Origin of the sequence: Streptomyces sp. NPDC059010, assembly GCF_042740355.1 — a bacterium.
GTDB lineage: Bacteria > Actinomycetota > Actinomycetes > Streptomycetales > Streptomycetaceae > Streptomyces.
Map to the genome: position 1 here is coordinate 1 of NZ_JBHYJA010000045.1, position 18557 is coordinate 18557.

At 69.8% G+C, this 18557-nt stretch carries 12 protein-coding genes; 6 read left to right on the forward strand and 6 right to left on the reverse strand.

Annotation, left to right across the window (positions count from 1 at the left end; genetic code table 11):
• Positions 1-366: 366 nt before the first annotated feature.
• Positions 367-1851: a peptidoglycan D,D-transpeptidase FtsI family protein gene (locus ACFWYS_RS36180; RefSeq protein WP_384778328.1), complete on the forward strand. Its 1485-nt coding sequence runs from the start codon at positions 367-369 to the stop codon at positions 1849-1851.
• 185 nt (positions 1852-2036) lie between these two features.
• Here the strand turns inward: ACFWYS_RS36180 and ACFWYS_RS36185 are convergent, their stop codons facing one another.
• Positions 2037-4097: a D-alanyl-D-alanine carboxypeptidase family protein gene (locus ACFWYS_RS36185; RefSeq protein WP_384778331.1), complete on the reverse strand. Its 2061-nt coding sequence runs from the start codon at positions 4095-4097 to the stop codon at positions 2037-2039.
• Positions 4098-4325: 228 nt separating this feature from the next.
• On the reverse strand, positions 4326-5249 hold the full coding sequence (gene mmuM / locus ACFWYS_RS36190) for a homocysteine S-methyltransferase (protein WP_384778334.1): 924 nt from the start codon (positions 5247-5249) through the stop codon (positions 4326-4328).
• A gap of 166 nt (positions 5250-5415) precedes the next feature.
• Here mmuM and ACFWYS_RS36195 point away from each other — a divergent pair, with 166 nt between their 5' ends.
• Positions 5416-6816: an amino acid permease gene (locus ACFWYS_RS36195; RefSeq protein WP_384778337.1), complete on the forward strand. Its 1401-nt coding sequence runs from the start codon at positions 5416-5418 to the stop codon at positions 6814-6816.
• 14 nt (positions 6817-6830) lie between these two features.
• Here ACFWYS_RS36195 and ACFWYS_RS36200 read toward each other — a convergent pair whose 3' ends face one another.
• Positions 6831-8954, reverse strand: coding sequence for an autotransporter-associated beta strand repeat-containing protein (locus ACFWYS_RS36200; RefSeq protein ID WP_384778340.1), 2124 nt, complete (start codon positions 8952-8954; stop codon positions 6831-6833).
• A gap of 187 nt (positions 8955-9141) precedes the next feature.
• Here ACFWYS_RS36200 and ACFWYS_RS36205 point away from each other — a divergent pair, with 187 nt between their 5' ends.
• Both ACFWYS_RS36205 and ACFWYS_RS36210 read left to right on the forward strand, forming a co-directional pair.
• Positions 9142-10221, forward strand: coding sequence for a family 43 glycosylhydrolase (locus tag ACFWYS_RS36205; protein ID WP_384778343.1), 1080 nt, complete (start codon positions 9142-9144; stop codon positions 10219-10221).
• Between the two features lies 1 nt (position 10222).
• On the forward strand, positions 10223-11635 hold the full coding sequence (locus ACFWYS_RS36210; protein ID WP_384778346.1) for an RICIN domain-containing protein: 1413 nt from the start codon (positions 10223-10225) through the stop codon (positions 11633-11635).
• Between the two features lie 7 nt (positions 11636-11642).
• On the opposite strand, the gene ACFWYS_RS36215 is transcribed toward ACFWYS_RS36210, so the two are convergent.
• Positions 11643-13307 (reverse strand): rhamnogalacturonan lyase B N-terminal domain-containing protein, encoded by a 1665-nt coding sequence (locus tag ACFWYS_RS36215; protein WP_384778349.1) that lies wholly within the window; start codon positions 13305-13307, stop codon positions 11643-11645.
• A 188-nt stretch (positions 13308-13495) separates the two neighbouring features.
• Between ACFWYS_RS36215 and ACFWYS_RS36220 the strand changes: the two genes are divergently transcribed.
• Both ACFWYS_RS36220 and ACFWYS_RS36225 read left to right on the forward strand, forming a co-directional pair.
• Positions 13496-14518, forward strand: coding sequence for a rhamnogalacturonan acetylesterase (locus tag ACFWYS_RS36220; protein ID WP_384778352.1), 1023 nt, complete (start codon positions 13496-13498; stop codon positions 14516-14518).
• A gap of 70 nt (positions 14519-14588) precedes the next feature.
• Positions 14589-16292, forward strand: a complete 1704-nt coding sequence (locus tag ACFWYS_RS36225) for a DUF2264 domain-containing protein (RefSeq protein ID WP_384778355.1) — start codon at positions 14589-14591, stop codon at positions 16290-16292.
• Here ACFWYS_RS36225 and ACFWYS_RS36230 read toward each other — a convergent pair.
• A complete protein-coding gene (locus ACFWYS_RS36230; protein WP_384778358.1) occupies positions 16282-16944 on the reverse strand; it encodes a hypothetical protein in 663 nt (220 codons plus the stop codon). The genes ACFWYS_RS36225 and ACFWYS_RS36230 overlap by 11 nt on opposite strands.
• 70 nt (positions 16945-17014) lie before the next feature.
• Positions 17015-18421 carry a hypothetical protein gene (locus tag ACFWYS_RS36235; protein WP_384778361.1) on the reverse strand — a complete coding sequence of 469 codons (1407 nt, stop codon included), beginning with the start codon at positions 18419-18421 and terminating at the stop codon, positions 17015-17017.
• Positions 18422-18557 lie beyond the last annotated feature (136 nt).

Consider the following 18557-nt stretch of genomic DNA (forward strand, 5'->3'; position numbering starts at 1 on the left):
CCCAGCGTGCCCAGCAGAGAGAGGACCAGGACTTGAATGACAACGAGCCGGATCTGGACGCGCGGCGTCCGGCCCGTCTCAGGGATATTGGTCACACGTGGTCCCTTTGCTGTGCCGTCGTCAGATACAAACCAGATACAAAGGGTCGCTTCGACGGCGAGCCTAGGTGACCGCTACAGCCATCCGTAGCCCAATATCCAGTCACCTTTTATCGGTCCCGGAAGACGGCAACTCGCTCAACTAAAGTACTGGCATGGTTCTTTCGACTCCGACTCTTGCCCAATTACTGCTGTCACGAGGGCATCAGCCAGTCGCCGACGCCTTCCGGCCAATGAGACGCATTCTGGTCGCTGGGGGTGCTACCGCGTGAACAAGCCGCTGCGGCGCATAGCCATTTTCTGCGGGTTGCTGATGCTCGCCCTGCTGATCCGGGCCAACTGGCTCCAGTACATGAAGGCGGACGCCCTAGCCACCGACGACAACAATCGACGCGTACTGATCAACCAGTACTCGGTACCTCGCGGCGACATCATCGTGGGCGCCCGATCGATCACGGGCTCGGCGGAGTCCGGCGGATCGGACCTCAAGTTCGAACGCACCTACAAGAACGGCCCCATGTACGCGCCAGTCACCGGATACGCCTCCCAGGCCATGGGGATGACGTTCCTGGAGAGCACCTACGACAGCGTGCTCAGCGGCCAGGACGACCGGCTGGCGTTCGAGCGCTTCACGGACGTCGTCACCGGAAAGCAGAGGCGGGGCGGCGACGTCATCACGACGATCGACCCCAAGGCGCAGGAGGCCGGATACAAGGGCCTCACCAAGCTCGACGCCCGCGGCTCGGTGGTGGCGCTGGACCCGAAGACGGGGAAGGTGCTCGCCCTCGTCTCGACACCGTCCTACGACCCCGCGCAGTTCGCCGGCAACTCCCTCAAGGAGAGCGACAGGTTCAAGGCGCTCGGTGCCGACAAGGGCAAGCCGCTGGCCAATCGCGCACTGCGGGAAACGTTCCCGCCCGGCTCGACCTTCAAGATCCTCACCGCGGCGGCGGCGCTGGAGCACGGCGTGGTGACCGACGTCGACGCGGCCTCGGACGCTCAATCGCCGTATCCCCTGCCCCAGTCGACCAACAAGATCGGCAGCGAGGCCGGGGACGCCGTGTGCAACAAGGCATCGCTGAAGACCGCCATGCAGTACTCCTGCAACAACGTGTTCCTCGACGCGGCCGTGAAGGTGGGCGCGGACAAGATGCGGGAGACGGCGGAGAAGTTCGGCTTCAACGAGGACGTCTACTCCTCCGACTTCGGTGACCTGCGGGCCAGCAAGAGCCTCTACCCCGGGGACCTGGACAAGCCCGGTACCGCGCTGACCGGCATGGGCCAGGGCAGTCTCACCAGTACGCCGCTGCAGATGGCCATGATCACGGCCGCGATGGTGAACGACGGCAAGGTCATGCAGCCCTACATCGTCGACCAGTTGCGGTCCCCCGATCTGAGTGCCCTGGAGGAGCACAAGCCCGAGGTCATGAGCCAGGCCGTCTCCGAGTCCACGGCCGAGAAGGTCCGGGAGATGATGGAGCACACCGCCGCCGAGGGCAGCGCCCGCAGGGCCCTCATCGAGGGCATCACGGTGGGCGGCAAGACCGGAACGGCCCAGCGCGGCGTGGATGTGCGCGACCAGGTTCCCTACGGCTGGTTCGTCTCGTACGGCATCAAGGACGACGGCGAGTCCGTCGCCGTGGCCGTCTTCATCGACCCGACCGCCATGGACATCTCGCGTGAGGACATCTCCGGCGGCAGCCTGGCCGCTCCCATCGCGCGGGATGTGATGAAGGCCGTACTGGAGAACTGATCCGGTCTGGTCCGGTCTGCCTGGTCCGGTCTGCCTGGTCCGGTCGGTCGGGACCGGTTGGTCGGGACCGGCCCGGGTTCGGCGGTCGAGAGGGCCTGATGACGCAGATGGCTCCCACCCTCAAGGGGGGAGCCATCTGCGTTGGTGATCAGCGGCGAACGGTGGTGGTCGGCGGGGTGCAGCCCTCAGCCGATCCGGGTCAGCTTCGTTCCGAGAGACGGTTCCGCGAGCCCCGACTTCAGCGCCACCGGCACGCTCAGCGCCTCCGCGACACCGCCGCCGAGCGCCAGCTCACCGACCACGGTCCCGGCCTTCGCCCTGCCCGCGAGGGACTTGTCCCTGTCGCGGAAGGTCACCGTCAGCTTCTGCCCCGGTATCCCGATCACCTTCAGGTCCTTCGTCGCCACGACCGGCGTACGGCCGCCGAGACCGTCGTCGACATGCCCGACGACCTGGCCCTTCTTCACCACCGTCGCCGAGGTGAGCGCCTCCCGGACCGCCTTGACGACCTTCTCGCTGTTGTCCAGCACCAGCTGGAGGCTGGTCGAGCCGTTGGGGTCAGGCCCCGTGGCGTGCTGGTCCATCATCGTGCCCAGGATCAGCCGGTCCTCGCCGTCGAGGGTCTTGTACGCCGCCCAGGACAGCGTGCCCCCCGCGGGGGTGTTGGAGCCGGTCTTGATGCCCCGGACGCTCAGTCCGGCCGAGATCAGCGGGTAGTTGTTGTTGTGGATGCGTCCGACCCCGGGTATGTCGGCGTAGGTCATGGAGACGACCGCGCGGAAGGACTCGAACTTCATGACCGCCTCGGCCAGCCTGAGCTGGTCGACGGCCGTGCTGACGGTGCCCTTGTCCAGGCCGCTGGGGTCGGTGTACGTGGTGTTCTTCATGCCGAGCGACCTGGCGGCCTCGTTCATCTTCCGCACGAACGCGGACTCGTCCTCGGTCTTGGTGTTCCAACGGGCCAGCAGCCGGGCCACGTTGTTGCCCGACGGGATCATCAGCATCTTCAGCATGTCCTGAAGGTCGAACGTCTGGCCGACCTGTAGCCCCACGATCCGGGACTCGTCCTTGGCCTCGCCCTCCTTCACGGTCCGGGCGTCGACCGTGATGCGCGGGCCCGGCGCGTCCCTCTTGAGGGGGTGCTCGCGGAGGATCACGTACGCCGTCATGATCTTGGCGACGCTCGCCGTCGGGACGGGCTTCTGCTCCCCGAACGTCCCGATGGTCCCCGTGCCCACGACCATCACCGCACCCTGCCCCTCCTCGGGCCACGGCATGGTGAACTCGCCCCCGCCGACGGTGAACGACGACTCCTTCGCGTCGACGGCGAGGGTCGGTTCGGGCAGCGGGCGGAGCAGCTGGACGACGAGGACGCCCACTGCGAGGAGCGTGGCGAGGAGTGCCGCCAGGAGGGCGGTGCGAGGTGACCGGATATTGATCCTGCGGAGGGCAGGGTCGAGGGTGGGGGCCAGGGCAAGGGCGGGGGCAGGGGTAGGGGTAGGCGCGGTGGCGGTGGCGGTGGCGGGCTGAGCGTCCTCCACCTTCTCCTCTGCGGTGGGGGCTTCCTCGGGTTCGGGCTCGGGGTCCGCTTCGGTACTCTCGTCGGGTGCGGTGTCGGCGTCCTCGTCTTCGGCGTCTTCGGCGTCCTTCGCGTCCTCGACGTCCGGGGCGTCGTCGGCGACCGTCTCGGCGTTCTGAGTCGGGGTTTCGTCGGCCTCGGTATCCGCTTCGGTATCCGCTTCGGCCTCGTCCGACTCTTCCGACTCGTCCGCGGCCTCCTCGTCCGCCGCCTCTTCCGACTCCTCGGCCTCGTCTCCGGTCTCCGCCTCCTCCGCCGGTTCGCCGGCAGGGTCCTTCGGCTCGTCGGGTTCCTGAGCTGATGCGACGGGGGTGTCCTTCGCCTGCGGCTCCGACTCCGGTGCCTCTTCCGGCGTCTCCTCCTGCGGCTCCTCCGGGGTCTCCGACTCACCCGACTCGTCCGCCGATTCCACCGCCTCCGCCGTCTCCACGACTTCCGCGGCCTCGGCAGACTCCGCAGCCTCTGCGGACTCCTGCTCCGCAGCCTCTGCCGACTCCGTCTCCGTCTCCGACTCCGATTCCGTCTCCGTCTCCGACGTCGGCTCGTCGGGCGACTGCCCGCTGCTCTCCGCCTGCGAGTCCGTGCCCGGTTCGGGTTCCGTACCGGAGGAGTCCGTAGGCGGGTCGTCCTGGTCGAGGACGTCGGTGTCGGGCGTTCGGTCCGCCATCGCTGTCTCCTTCACGCGCTCGCGACACATGCGTCCTACGAGACGGGCGGACGGGCGCGTCACGTGACTTGAAGCAGGTGTCGGTGATGCTCGCCGGGCGATCCGCGGCCCCGAGGGAACCGGTCGGCGATCGTCACGCGGCGGCGCGGCAAGAGTAACCGATCATCGTTCGAGAACGGCGGCGGGTGTTACCAGCGGTGACCGGAAACCGACCAGACGCCTCCCCGGCTACCGCACCTCCGCCAACGTACGGGCGATGGAACCGATCCCTTCCGGCCCCACCCGACAGCACCCCCCGATCAGCCGAGCCCCGGACTCCCGCCACCCCCGCACCTGCTCGGCGGCGAAGGAGGAACGCCCGTCCCAGGCCCGGGCCTCGGCGTTCCAGGACTCGCCGCTGTTGGGGTAGACGACGACGGGCTTGCCCGTGACGCGGGCGGCGGTCTCGACGGCGCCCTCGACGTCCTCCGGCGCGCAGCAGTTCACGCCGACGGCGATCACGTCGTCGGCGTCGGCGGCGAGGGTGAAGGCGTCCTCCAGCGGCTGCCCCGCCCGGGTGCGGTCACCGGCGACGGAGTACGACAGCCAGGCCGGAACCCCGAGCCCGCGCACCGCCCGCAACAGCGCCGCGGCCTCGTCGGCGTCCGGCACGGTCTCCAGGGCCAGCACGTCGGGCCGGGCCCCGGCCAGCACCTCAAGGCGGGGCCGGTGGAAGCGCTCCAGCTCGGCCACGCTCAGCCCGTACCGCCCCCGGTACTCGGAGCCGTCCGCGAGCATCGCCCCGTACGGACCGACCGACGCGGCCACCCACAGCGGCCGTGCGACACCCCCGGCCCGCGCCCGCCGAGCCGCCTCGCGCGCCAGCTCGACGCTCAGGGCGAGGAGTTCGGCCGCACGTTCCTGACCGATGCCGCGCTTCGCGAACCCCTCGAAGGTGGCCTGGTAGCTGGACGTGATCGCCACGTCCGCCCCCGCCCGGAAGTAGGCGAGATGCGCCTCGGTGATCGCCTCGGGCCGCTCGGCGAGCAGCCGCGCCGACCAGAGCTCGTCACTCAGATCGTGCCCGGCGGACTCCAACTGGTTGGACATACCGCCGTCGAGCACGACGGTCCCGGCGGCGAGGGCTTCGGCGAGGGTGATGTTGCTGGTCATGTGGTCGACGGTAGCTCCTGCCGAGCCCCACTCCCACTCGCACTGTGTCCAGCTTGTGAACAGATGGACCACGATGTGGGACGGCGGGATACGATCACGCTCCTCCCCGTCCCTATCTCATCCCCAATCCCCATCCCCGTCCCTACCCCATCTCCCGGGAACCGCCATGACCGCCACCAGCACGCCCGAGGCGACCGAGCCCGAGGTGAACCCCGCCGCCCCCCGCCGCCGCACCTTCGGCCTGGCCGCCGCCACCGCCCTCGTCATGGGCAACATCATCGGCGGCGGCATCTTCGCACTGCCCGCCGCCGTCGCCCCGTACGGCACGGTCAGCCTGCTCGCCTTCGGCATCCTGTCCGTGGCCGCCGTACTGCTCGCCCTGCTCTTCGGCAGGCTGGCCCGGCGCAGCCCGGTCACCGGCGGACTGTACGTGTACCCGCGCGACGCGTTCGGCGAGTTCGCGGGCTTCCTGTCGGCGTGGTCGTACTGGACGATGTGCTGGGTCAGCATCGCCGCCCTCGCCACGGCGGTCGTCGGTTACGTCGACGTCCTGATACCCCTGCACGGCAACCACGCCCTGGAAGCGGTCGTCGCCCTCGCCGCGCTGTGGCTGCCGGCCGCCGCGAACTTCGCCGGGACGCGCTGGGTCGGCACGGTCCAGGTGGTCTCGACGGTCCTGAAGTTCGTGCCGCTCCTCCTCGTCGCCGGTATCGGCCTGTTCTTCGTCGACGCCGACAACTTCGGCCCGTTCAACGCCTCCGGCGGCAGCACGACCGGCGCGGTCGCCGCCGCGGCCGCACTGCTCCTGTACAGCTTCCTCGGCGTCGAGTCGGCCGCCGTCAGCGCGGGCGAGGTCGAGGACCCGGAGCGCAACGTCGGTCGCGCTAGCGTCTTCGGCACACTTGCCTCCGCGCTCGTCTACATCCTCGGCACGGTCGCCGTCTTCGGGCTGGTCCCGCACGACCGACTGGTCGACTCCGGCGCCCCGTTCGCCGACGCCGTGAACGCGATCACTGGCGGGACCTGGGGCGGAACCGTCATCGCGCTGGTCGCCGTCGCCTCGATCACCGGCTGCCTCAACGGCTGGATCCTGCTCGCCGCGCAGATGCCGTACGCCGCCGCCCGCGACGGACTCTTCCCGGCGCCGTTCGCGAAGGTCGGAAAGGGCGGCGTGCCCGGCTTCGGTGTGTGGGCGGTGGCCGTCCTCGGCACGATCCTGATCGCCCTCAACTACACGGCGGGCCCGGACACCACGTTCCGTGTCCTCGTCCTCATCACGACGTTCACCGGCTGCGTCCCGTACCTGCTGTCGGCCGCCGCCCAGCTGTACTGGCTGGCCCGGGGCACCCGCGAACGCGTCCGTCCGGCCGGTCTGGTCCGCGACCTGATCGTCGCCGCCCTCTCCTTCGCCTTCTCCTTCTGGCTGATCGCGGGCGCCGGCTACGCGGCCGTCTATCAGGGCGTGCTGTTCCTGTTCGCGGGCATCCCGGTGTACGTGTGGCTGCGCGGACGGCGGGAGACTACGAAGACGCTCACGCAGGAAACGCAGGAAACGCAGGGAACGTAGAGCGCCCGATGACCCTACGCGGCGTGCCGCCCGCCCCCGCGCCGTCCCTGGCCCCGCCCCCGTCCCCGCCCGAGCCGCGTCGCCGGCACCGCGAGCCCGACGAGCAGCCCTGCGGCCAGGACGTACGGCCACCAGCCGAGGCCGTTGGCGGCGGTGCTCGCGGTGGGGGTGTCGGGGGAGGCGAGGGTGTCGGCCGGGGTGCGGGCGTGGGCGGAGGCGGTGGAGGCGGGGTCGGTGTCGGCGGTGAGGGTGACGTCGTTGCCGTCGCCGCCCCGGTAGCTGATCCGGTAGGTGGTGTAGTTCAGTTGGAGCTTCTCGCCCTCCTTGAGGCCGGTGAAGGTGCCGGTCGTCTTCGCCCGGCCCTTGTGGTCGATGACGGTGATCTTCCGGGCGGGCTTCGTCGTCGTGGCGACGGACGCCAGGTCCAGGTCGCCGACCAGGCGGACCTCGCCCGTGACCCTCAACGGAGCGCCGCGCAGGACCAGTTCGCCCTTCGCCGACTGCGTGTAATCGCCGGACACGGTCGGCCCGCTCGCCACCACGCCGCCGTTCGTCACCGCTCCCTCGACCGTGCCCTTGCCGGTCAGTGACTTCCCCGCAGCCACGCGCAGCACCGAAGCGCCCACGTCCAGGCGGGAGTTCGCCGATGTCAGCCGGATCGCCCTGCTGTGCGCCAGGGTCGCGCCGCCGCGCAGAGCGAGGGTCCCCTTCTTCACCGTCGTCGCGCCCGTGTACGTCACCGCGCTCCCCGTCAGGGTCGTCGTCGCGGACCCCGACTGCGTGAGTGAACCGCTGCCGCTGATCCGGGGCAGGGACAGGGCCTTGCGTGTGTTGTTCAGGACCAGGGAGCCGTCGTTGACGACCTTGTGGAGCCCGCCCTGTGTGTAGAGCCCGCCGTCGCCGCCCGACTTGCCGGTGCCCAGGCGCAGCACGGCGCCCTTCTCGACCGTCGTGGAGCCGTCGTAGTACTGCACGGCCGCGAAGGTGACGTCGTTGCCCTTGGTTCCCTTGATGACGATGTCCCCGGCGCCGGGCGCGGCGAGCGTGTCGTGGTACCGGCCACCGCCGATGGGGGCGCCCAGCGTCACCGGGCCGTTGTAGTCGAACGTCAGGAGCGAACGGGACCTCGCCGCCAGCAGGTTGATGTACACCGTCTCGGCCGTGCCCGGCATGAAGATCTTGTGCGTGGTGCCGTCGCCCCACTGGACGTCGGCGCCCTTGATGTTGGTGCCGCGCTTGTTGACGTTCTTGCGCGCGGGCGTCCAGTTCAGGGCGGGGTCGCTGAGCGAGGGGTTGGTGTCGCCGCCCTGGTCGGACCAGCTGTACTGGCCGGTGAGGACGACCTTGCCGCCCGGCCGGGACTGGACGTTGATGTCGCTGCCGTACTCGCGCTGGTAGAAGTCCATGCCCATGGTGACGGTCCGGCCGAGCGGCGTGTCCACGGTCCATGTGCCCTGGTTGAGGACCTTGCGCAGGTTCGGCAGCGACGTCGCGAACTCCGGCCGTCCGGCGTTGACCTGTGTGCCGTTGTCGATGACGCCGGAGAAGGAGTGGCTGCCCGACAGGTCCCAGGTGCCCCAGAGGAAGCGCGGCTGGGTGATCAGGCCGGAACCGCTGATCGTGCCCAGGTTGTAGGCGCTCTTCAGGGAGAGGCGCAGGGTGCCGTCGACCCGGATGTTGTTCTGGTTGAGCCGGAACGCCGGGGTGTTGTAGGGGAAGTGCCCGATCAGGCCGGCCGTGCCCCCGTTGCCGTACTGCAGGGTCGCGCCGCGTGCGACCGTGATCGCGGGCGGGTCCGCGTCGGCCGTCGTGACGTACGGATGGTTGCCGCCCAGGACGCTCACCTTCTGCCGCTGCCGGGACTTGGGCAGGGTGAAGTCGCTGTCCCTGGTCAGGATCAGCGTGCCGGTGCCGCGCACGGTGAGTGTTCCCTCGCCGCGGAGGACGCCGTCGTACGTCGTCGTCCCCGAGGGCATGGTGACCACCGTGTCGCCGCTGAGCGTCACGTCCCGGCCCGCGAGCACGTCGGTGGTCACGTCCCGGGTGGCGGCGGCCGCCGGGGGAGCGGCCACGGTCAGGGCGGCGACGGCCACGAGGGCGCCGGCGGCCGCTGCTGTCGTTTGGGTAAGGCTGCGCACACCATCGGAGACGGGGCGGGAGGCGGCCGATAACAGAAAATCGCGCTTCGGGGGAAAGCGCTCTCTCCGTCTCGTCGAACCCGTTGACCTCCAGGTGTCACACGCTTACCTTTTCGGCGTTCGGAATGACAGATCATGTCCGTTATTTCGAACACTTCCCCCCTCAGAGCCCCGAGAGGCAGTCCGTATGAGCCGCGAACACGACCTGCCCGAAGTCCCCAGCCGCAGACTGCTGTTGAAGGGTGCCGCGGCCGCCGGCGCCCTCGGTGCCGCCTCGGCCCTCCCCGGCGTCGCCCATGCCGCCCCGCCGAAGGCGGCCCCGTATGCGAACCCGCTCGTCCGCAACCGCGCCGACCCGCACATCCACCGTCATGCAGACGGTTTCTACTACTTCACCGCCACGGCCCCGGAGTACGACCGCATCATCCTGCGCCGCTCCCGCACCCTCGCCGGCCTCGCGACCGCCGCCGAGTCGGTCATCTGGACCAAGCACGCGACCGGTGACATGGGTGCGCACATCTGGGCGCCGGAGATCCACCGCATCGGCGGCAAGTGGTACATCTACTTCGCCGCGGCCCCCGCCGAGGACGTGTGGAAGATCCGCATCTGGGTGCTGGAGAACTCCGGTCGCGATCCCTTCAAGGGAACCTGGGTGGAGAAGGGCCAGTTGAAGACGGCCTGGGAGACGTTCTCCCTCGACGCCACCACCTTCACCCACCGGGGCAGCCGCTACCTCGCCTGGGCCCAGCACGAGCCCGGCATGGACAACAACACCGGCATCTTCCTGTCCAAGATGGCGAACCCCTGGACCCTGACCGGCCCTCAGGTCCGGCTCACCACCCCGGAGTACGACTGGGAGCGCATCGGGTTCAAGGTCAACGAGGGGCCGTCCGTCATCGCCCGCAACGGCCGCCTGTTCATGTCCTACTCGGCGTCCGCCACCGACTGGCACTACTGCCTGGGCCTGCTGACCGTCGACGCCGACGCCGACCTGATGGACCCGGCCAGTTGGTCCAAGTCCCCGACCCCGGTCTTCACCAGCAACGACACCACCAAGCAGTACGGCCCCGGCCACAACTGCTTCACCGTCGCCGAGGACGGCCGCAGCGACGTCCTCGTCTACCACGCCCGCCAGTACAAGGAGATCACCGGCGACCCGCTGAACGACCCCAACCGTCACACCCGCGTCCAGAAACTCGGCTGGAACCCGGACGGCACCCCGGACTTCGGCATACCCGTGGCGGACACCGTGAAGGAGAGTGCGTGACATGAGACGTGTGTACGCGGTTGTGCTCGCCCTCTGTCTGGCCCTGGCCGGCGCCCTGGCCACCGCCGGTCCCGCCCAGGCGGCAGCCCAGACCGTCACCAACGGCACGCAGTTCACCGGCACTTCGGGCAGCCCGGTGCACGCCCACGGCGGCGGTGTCATCAAGGTCGGCTCGTACTACTACTGGTTCGGCGAGCACCGCAACGCCGACAACACCTTCCGCTACGTGGACGCCTACCGCTCCACCGACCTGAAGAACTGGGAGTTCAGGAACCACGTCCTGACCCAGTCCAGCGCGGCCGAGCTGGCCACCGCCAACATCGAGCGTCCGAAGGTCATGTACAACGCCGCCACCGGCAAGTTCGTCATGTGGATGCACAAGGAGAACGGCACCGACTACAGCGAGGCCCGCGCCGCCGTCGCCGTATCGGACACGGTGGACGGCAACTACACCTGGCAGGGCAGCTTCCGCCCGCTCGGCCAGCACATGTCCCGCGACATCACGGTGTTCGTCGACACCGACGGCACCGGCTACATGGTCTCCGCCGCCCGTGAGAACTACGACCTCCAGATCTACCGCCTGACCAACGACTACACAGGCATCGCCGCCCTGGTCGCCGACCCCTGGCACGGCGGCCACCGCGAGGCCCCCGCCCTGTTCAAGCGGAACGGCGTCTACTTCATGCTGACCTCGGGCGCCACCGGCTGGAGCCCCAACCAGCAGCAGTACGCCACCGCCACCAGCCTCGCCGGCCCGTGGACCGCGATGAAGAACGTCGGCGACTCCACGGCCTACGGCTCGCAGACCGCCTACGTCCTGCCGGTACAGGGCACTTCGACCACTTCGTACCTCTACCTGGGCGACCGCTGGGGCAACTCCTTCGGCGGCACCGTCAACGACTCCCGCTACGTCTGGCTGCCGCTGACCTTCCCCTCCTCGACCACGATGTCCATGTCCTGGTCCCCGGAGGTCACCATCGACACGGCCACCGGCGCGGTCAGCGGGACGAGTGCCACGTACAACACCCTCGTCGCCCGGCACAGCAGCCGCTGCGCCGACGTCACCGACCAGTCGCAGTTCCCCGGCGCCCAGATCAAGCAGTACGACTGCAACGGCGGCGGCAACCAGAAGTACTGGTTCAAGTCCGTCGGCAGCGGCTACTACCAGCTGGTCACCCGGCACAGCTCCCTGTGCGTCCAGGAGAACGCGAGCACGGTCACCCAGGAGAACTGCAACGCCTCGGCGACCGGCCAGCAGTGGTCGCTCACCACCACCGGCTCCTACGTGAACATCAAGTCCCGCGCCACCGGTGAGTGCCTGGACGTGAACGGCGCGTCCACCGCCAACTCCGCCGCGATCATCACCTACACCTGCACCGGCGGAACCAACCAGCAGTGGACGCGCGGAACATGACTCGCCGTCAGGCCAGCAGGTCGATCGCGTCGATCGCCGTGCCCGCGCTGAGATAGCCCGTCGTCCCCGAACCGCTCACCACGTCGATCCGCAGCACGTTGTACTGGCCGGTGTCCGTCTTCCAGGCGGACGCCGGCACGCTGTACGTGAACGTGTGGTTGTTGCCCCGGTATGAACCGTTGGTCAGCGACCGGGTGCTCGGCTGGGTGGGCGGGGAGGGGATCGCGGACGTCCAGGCGTCGTTGACCGTGACCTGGGGGCGGCCGTTGGCGTACGCCGTCGTCACCCCGATCCGCAGCGTGTGCGCGGCCGCCGCCTGCGCCGCCGTCAGCTTGAAGTACACCAGGATCCCGCTGTTGACGTCCTTCCAGAGGTAGCAGGGGAAGGCCGCCGTCTCGCCGTTGCCGATCACCACATTGCCGGTCCAGGCGGCGGCCCGGACGTCGGACGGATGCGCGTACGTCATCAGATCGGCGTTCTTGAAGCCGCTCGGCGTGCCGTTCCAGTCGCCGATCCGCCAGATCGCGGAGGCGTTGCCCGGGTCGTTCGAGGAGGGGATGGCGATCGTGTTCAGGGTGGTCGTACCACCGGCGGTCACCGTCACCGACCCCGTGTACACGGCGAGTTCGCCCTTGAAGACCGTGAGGGTGTACGTCCCCGGCAGCACACCCCCGATCGAGAAGAAGCCGTCCGACGACCGCGCCGAACTCCAGTACTGTGCCGCCGAGTTGGCGATTCCGACCGTGTACGGGTACGCCGGGTTCCGCCCGGAGATCCCCACCCCGGCCACCTTGCCGCGCCCGCTCGCGCCGACGTAGCCGGACATGCCGAGCGAATCCGCCCACGAGGTCGTGAGGGTGCCCGGGAACAGGGACGAGGAGGGCGCGCCGCCGTCGGTGAGGGCGATGACGTACGGGCCCTGGAGGCCGAAGCGCTGGGCCTCGGTCTGGTTCTGGCCGTAGTACAGGATCTCGTACAGGCCGCCGCCGTCCGCGCTCTGGTGGCGCAGCAGGGAGCGGTAGAAGGGGCCGCCGGAGGCCTTCTCATGGTTGCTGCGCACGATCCACAGACCGACGCCGCCGCCGGACCAGCCGAGGTAGTCGTAGTCCATCACGCGCCGCTTCGAGTAGTGCTTCGAGCGGGTCTGGCCGTCGGACTTCGCGAACACGTCCGAGGCCTCGATGGTGCTGTTCGTGTACGTGTAGGAGTCGGGCTCGTCGTTGAGGAACAGGCCCTTCTTCACGCGCAGGATGTAGCGGGTCGCCGAGACGGACGTGTCGGCCTTGTCGGTCCACAGGTAGATGTTGTTCTCGCCGCTGCGGGCCGCGTAGTAGTGCCGCAGCGTGCCGTAGGCGACCGAGATCAGGATCGTCGTGCCGGACTGCTTGACGGACACGGTGGACGAGCCGAGGCCGGACTCGATGTGCGAGTTCATGCCGCCGTAGCCCTGGTACTCCGTGCCCCGGTAGACCAGCGAGGTCAGGTCGCCGTTGGACTTGCTGACCTTGAAGACGAGGTTGGCGCCGGTGTCGACGACGTAGTTCGAGCCGTCGTCGCTCCAGCCGAACGCCGCGGCGCGCGCCGTGCCGGCGAGGGCGACCGTGCCGGCGGCGGCCGTGGCGCCGAGGACGAAGGTGCGGCGGCGAACGGATCTGCCGTGGGATCCGGACATGGGGGGTGCCTCCTTCGGAGCGTGGGGTGCGGGTGTTGTGCAGGGTGACAGTTGAATCGATTTCGCGAAAGGGCTTGTGCAAGCTTGTACTGGGCAGTTCAGCGAATTGCGGCGACAATCTAGAAAGCGCTTGTCCAACCGGGTACGGTCCATGCGCATGCCGGGTTCAGCCGAGCGAGGAGTCGCGCATGAGACGTTTCAGCGTCGCCGCACTGGTGGCGGCCACCACCTTGGGTACCGTGCTGACGGCGGCACCGGCTCAGGCCCGCGCCAACTGCACCGCCACCGCCTGCCACTTCGACGTCCCGCCCGGCACCTACGACGTCCAGGTCCTCCTGGGCGGTGAGTCGGCGTCCAGCACGAGTGTCAGCGGCGAGACCCGACGGTCCCTGCTCCCCGAGACGGCCGCCCCCGCAGGCGAGCATGTCGTCCGCAGCTTCACCGTGAACGTCCGCACCCCGGAGGGCGAGCCCACGGGCGCCGACGGCACCCCCGGCCTGGACCTCGTCCTGGGCGGCTCCGCCCCCGCACTCGCCGGCATCAAGGTCACCCCGGCCCGGCATACCCGCCAGATCCTCCTCGTCGGCGACTCCACCGTCTGCGACCAGCCCGGCGACCCGTACTCCGGCTGGGGCCAGCAGCTCCCGCGGTACCTCCGCAAGGGCCTGTCCGTCGCGAACCACGCCGACTCCGGCGAGAGCACGGTCAGCTACCTCGCCGACTCCCGCCTCTGGGCCACCGTCCAGCCGCTGATCCGCCCCGGCGACCTGGTCCTGATCCAGCTCGCCCACAACGACAAGACGACCGACGAGGCGACGTACCGCGCGAATCTGGAGACCCTGGTGGCGGGCGTCCGCGAGAAGGGCGGCGAGCCGGTCCTCGTCACCCCCATCGTGCGCCGCTGGTTCAACGCCGACGGCACACTCGACAACAACACCGCCCTGCTCGTCAACGGCCTGGGCGTGAACCACCCCGCCGTGATCCGCTCGGTCGCCGCCGCCCACGACGTCCCCCTCATCGACCTCACCGCGAAGACCAAGACCCTGGTGGAGTCGCTCGGCGTGGAGGCGTCCAAGGTCCTGTACCTCTACAACGAGAAGCGGGACAACACCCACACCTCGGTGCACGGCGCCACGGTCTACGCGGACCTGGTCCGCGACGAACTCGTTGCCCGGCATCTGGTGCCGAAGGGCTCGCTGAGGGTGGGATGAACCCCTGGGGCGCCCCGACCGGAACCGGGGCGCCCCAGGTCTGACCCCTGTTCGAGTCGGAAAGAGAACCATGCACCTGCCGCCCGACAACCACTCCCTCAGCCCGCACACCGGCTACACCCGCGCCCACTGGGAGGCGGCCGCCGACGCCCTGCTCGCCGCCGTCGAGCCGTACGCCACCGAGGACCGCGCCCTCTACCACTTCCCCGGCGACCGCGAGAGCTGGTCCGGCCGCCTCTCCGACGGCCTGGAGGGCTACGCCCGTACGTTGCTCCTGGCGGCCTTCCGCCGGGACGAGACGGCGCTGGAACGCTACGCCGACGGTCTCGCGGCCGGCGTCTCGGGTGTCTGGCCCCGCATCGAGCACCGCAGCCAGCCACTCGTCGAGGCGGCCTCGATCGCGCTCGCGCTGCGCCTGACCCGGCCCCTGCTCTGGGACCGCCTGGACGACGGCGTACGGCAGCGCGCGGCGGCCTGGCTCGGGGACGCGCTGACCGCCGAAGCCTGGCCCTGCAACTGGGAGTTGTTCCCGGTGACGGTGGGCGGCTTCCTCCAGGAGATCGGACACGGGGCCGAGGCGTCCGGCAAGGCGATCGACCGAGGGCTGGAGCGTATCGAGGACTGGTACGTCGGCGACGGCTGGTACACGGACGGCGACGGCCGCAAGTACGACTACTACAACGGCTGGGCGATGCACCTCTACCCGGTGCTGCACGCCTGGCTCGCCCAGGACGAACGGCTCCTCGACCTCTACGGCGGCCGGCTCTCCCGCCACCTGGAGGACTACGCCCGACTGTTCGGCGGCGACGGCGCCCCCCTGCACCAGGGCCGCTCCCTGACCTACCGCTTCGCGACGACGGCCCCCCTGTGGCTGGGCGCCCTGACGGGCCGCACGCCGCTGCCGCCGGGGGAGACCCGCCGACTGGCCTCCGGCGCGCTGAAGTACTTCCTGGAGCGCGGCGCGATCGACACCAACGGCCTGCTGACCCTCGGCTGGCACGGCCCCGACGAGACGGTCCTGCAAGGCTATTCGGGCCCTGCCTCCCCGTACTGGGCGAGCAAGGGCTTCCTCGGCCTGCTCCTCCCGGCCGACCACGAGGTGTGGACCTCCGCCGAGGAACCCGCCCCCGCCGAGCGCCCGGACGCGGTCACCGCCATCACGGCGCCCAACTGGCTTCTGCAGTCAACGAGTTCGGACGGCCTGGTCCGCCTCCACAACCACGGCAGCGAGGACGTCCGCTACGACCCGTACTACACCCGCCTCGCCTACTCGACGGCGACGGCGCCCTCACCCTCGTACGACAACAGCGTGATCGTCGGCGCCGACCCGAGCCGTACGGACATCGTGCCGCTCGGGGTGGGGGAGGGCTGGGTGGCCTCACGGCACTCGGTCGGGGACGGCGTGCGGGTCACCAGTGTGGTGCTCGTGCACGGGGCCGTCGAGGTGCGGGCCCATCTGGTGGCGGGGGCGGAGCCGGGGACCCCGGTGCGGGTCACCGGATGGGCCTGCCGGGACGGTGTGCGTGCCGAGATCCGACCCGCCGCTGGCCTGAGCCGCGAACTCACCGGCGTCACCGGCGACGCAGCCACACTCTTCGTCGCCCTCGCCCGCCTCACGGCCGAGCCGGAACCGGCACCGCTGGACGAGCTGGTGACCGTGGGCGTGGACGACTGCGGCGCAATCCAGGTCCGCTGGGACGACGGGCGTGCGGTCCGCGTGCGACTGTCGGACGGCGAGGGCGTCGAAGTGCGGGCGACAGGTCCTAGCGACTGACCTCGTGCGCCGTGATGCCCGCGCGGTCGAGTGCCCTGGCAACGGCCGCCGGGTCCAGAGGGTCACCGTCGGCATGGGAGCGCAGCCGTTCCAGCAGCAGCTGTGCGTCCAGCCGGTGTGCTTCCGCGTCGGCCAGGAGGCTGTCCGCGCCAGGGCCGGTCGCCGTGTCGTCGATGCGGAGTACCAGCTCCTCCAGCAGGCGGTCACGGTCGACGAAGTCGCTCATGCCGCAGTCCAGGCCGTCGTCATCGAGGCTGTCGGGGTAGGGCGCCCGGCTCCAGGATCCGTTCTCGTACCAGTAGACACAGCCGAGTTCGTACCCTTCGAGCCGGTCGTGCAGCTCCGCGTAGGGCAGCCAGGCGGGGCCGCCCGCCAGCATGTCGATGGGCGGCTCGTGCCACTTCACGCCGCTCGACTCGTCCTCGCCGTAGAGCACGAACCGGCCCTCGCCCATCCTGGACATGATCCACCAGGTGCAGCCGGCGTCGTCCCAGTGCAGGCCCTCCTCGTCGATCCAGTGGCCGGTCCGGTGCACGCTCGGTCGCTCTTCCTGGTCGGTGGTCGCCTTGACGGCGGCGAGCAGCGCCCACCGCGCCCACAGCTCCTCACCCGGCGGAAGGTCCTCCGCAAGCCCCGGTCGGTGAATGGTCATGTGACCCCCGCGTGTTGTCGTCGCGATGATGATCGTCGCAACAGTACGCGGGCGCGGGGGCCGACAGGGTTCAGGGCTTCAGGCGGGCGATCTTCAGGGTCGTCGTGGTCGGGGACGCGCCGTTCAGTGGCGTCGCGTACGACGGGGTGACGGGCACGGACGCCCAGGCCAGCGTGCCGTCCTTCTGGACCGCGATGTCACCGGTGATACGGGTGCCGACGACCTTCGTGGCGCTCTTGAACCGGCCGTTCCAGTCGATGAGCCGCAGGCTCGTGCCCGCGAAGGTGCCGGTGCAGGTGCCGGCCTTGCACTTGGCGTTCTTCAGCGACTCCCAGGACAGCAGCAGCCGGTCCTTGCCGTACGGCGCGATGCGCACGTTGACGTGCTCCGTGCCCTTGGTGTTGGAGAGGTGAATGGCCTTTCCGGGGCCGGAGTTGCGGTTCTTGAGGAAGGCGACGGCCACCTGGTGGTTGCTGGTCCTCGGGGTGACCGTCCAGCCGCGGCCGGAGGAGTCGGCGGGGTTCTTCCTGGCCGACGCGGCGCCCCGGGAGGCGAACGCGGTCACATAGCGGCCCGTCGACGACTTGACGATGTCACCGGTACGGCCGGCGAACGTGCCGCCGCAGTAGCCCGCCCAGCACTGCTCGCGCTGCACGACCGGGGCGACGTCGGGTGCGCCGATCCCCGTCGACACGAACAGGCCCGAGCGCCAGTCGTCGAAGCAGAGGGAGGTGAAGGCGCCGGTCTTCTCGGCGTGCAGGGCGATGCCCTCGTTGTGGCTGCATCCCCAGCCCCAGCCGCCGCCCAGCTTGGCGCCCTTGGCGCTGATGTACGCCAACTTGTCGCCGAAGTGCCCGTCGGCGAACCCGCCCGCGCCGTGCACCACGAAGTACGCGCCGTACTTGGTGCCGTTCCAGGTGAGCTGGCCGTCGAGAGTCGGGGAGGTGTCGTGCGAGGCCGTGCCGGTCAGCTTGGTGCGGAAGGTCTGCCTGCCGTTGGTGTAGCGGACGATCGCGGCAGCCGTCTCCTTCCACTTGTTGGTGTCGGCGACCCGGGTCAGCAGCGCGAAGCCGTCGTTGTGCGCGACGAGGCCGCCGACCTCCTTGGTGCCCTTGACGACCGTGTCCGCGCCCGAGCGCTTGCCGGCGGCGGTCAGCGGCGTGACGTGGATGCCGTCCGAGGCGGGCCAGGCCACCCGCAGGCTGCCGTCCGGGGCGACCGCCGTCGCCGTACGCGTCCATTCGCGGGCGTTGTTGTACCCCGCCGACTGGTAGGGGAACTTGGCCGACAGGCTCACCGTGGTGGTCGTCGGGGAGAGGTTCGGCGCGGTGCTGGTGGCCGCACCGGCGCTGGCGTACCAGGCGCCGACCAGAGCGGCGGTGGCGGCCACGCCCGCGATGAGGGGCTTGCGTGCCGCGTGGGCCCGGCGGTGGGCGGCCTTGCCGGCAGCGGAGGTCGTGTGTCTTGCGGAAGTCATGCACCCCGGTCGCCGCCCGGGCGGCGGGAAAGTTGCTGAAGTTTCACAGAGTGTGGGCCGGATCACTTCGACCGGCGCCCTCATCACTTCGACCGGCGCCCTCATCACTTCGGCAGGCGCCCTCATCACGTCGGTC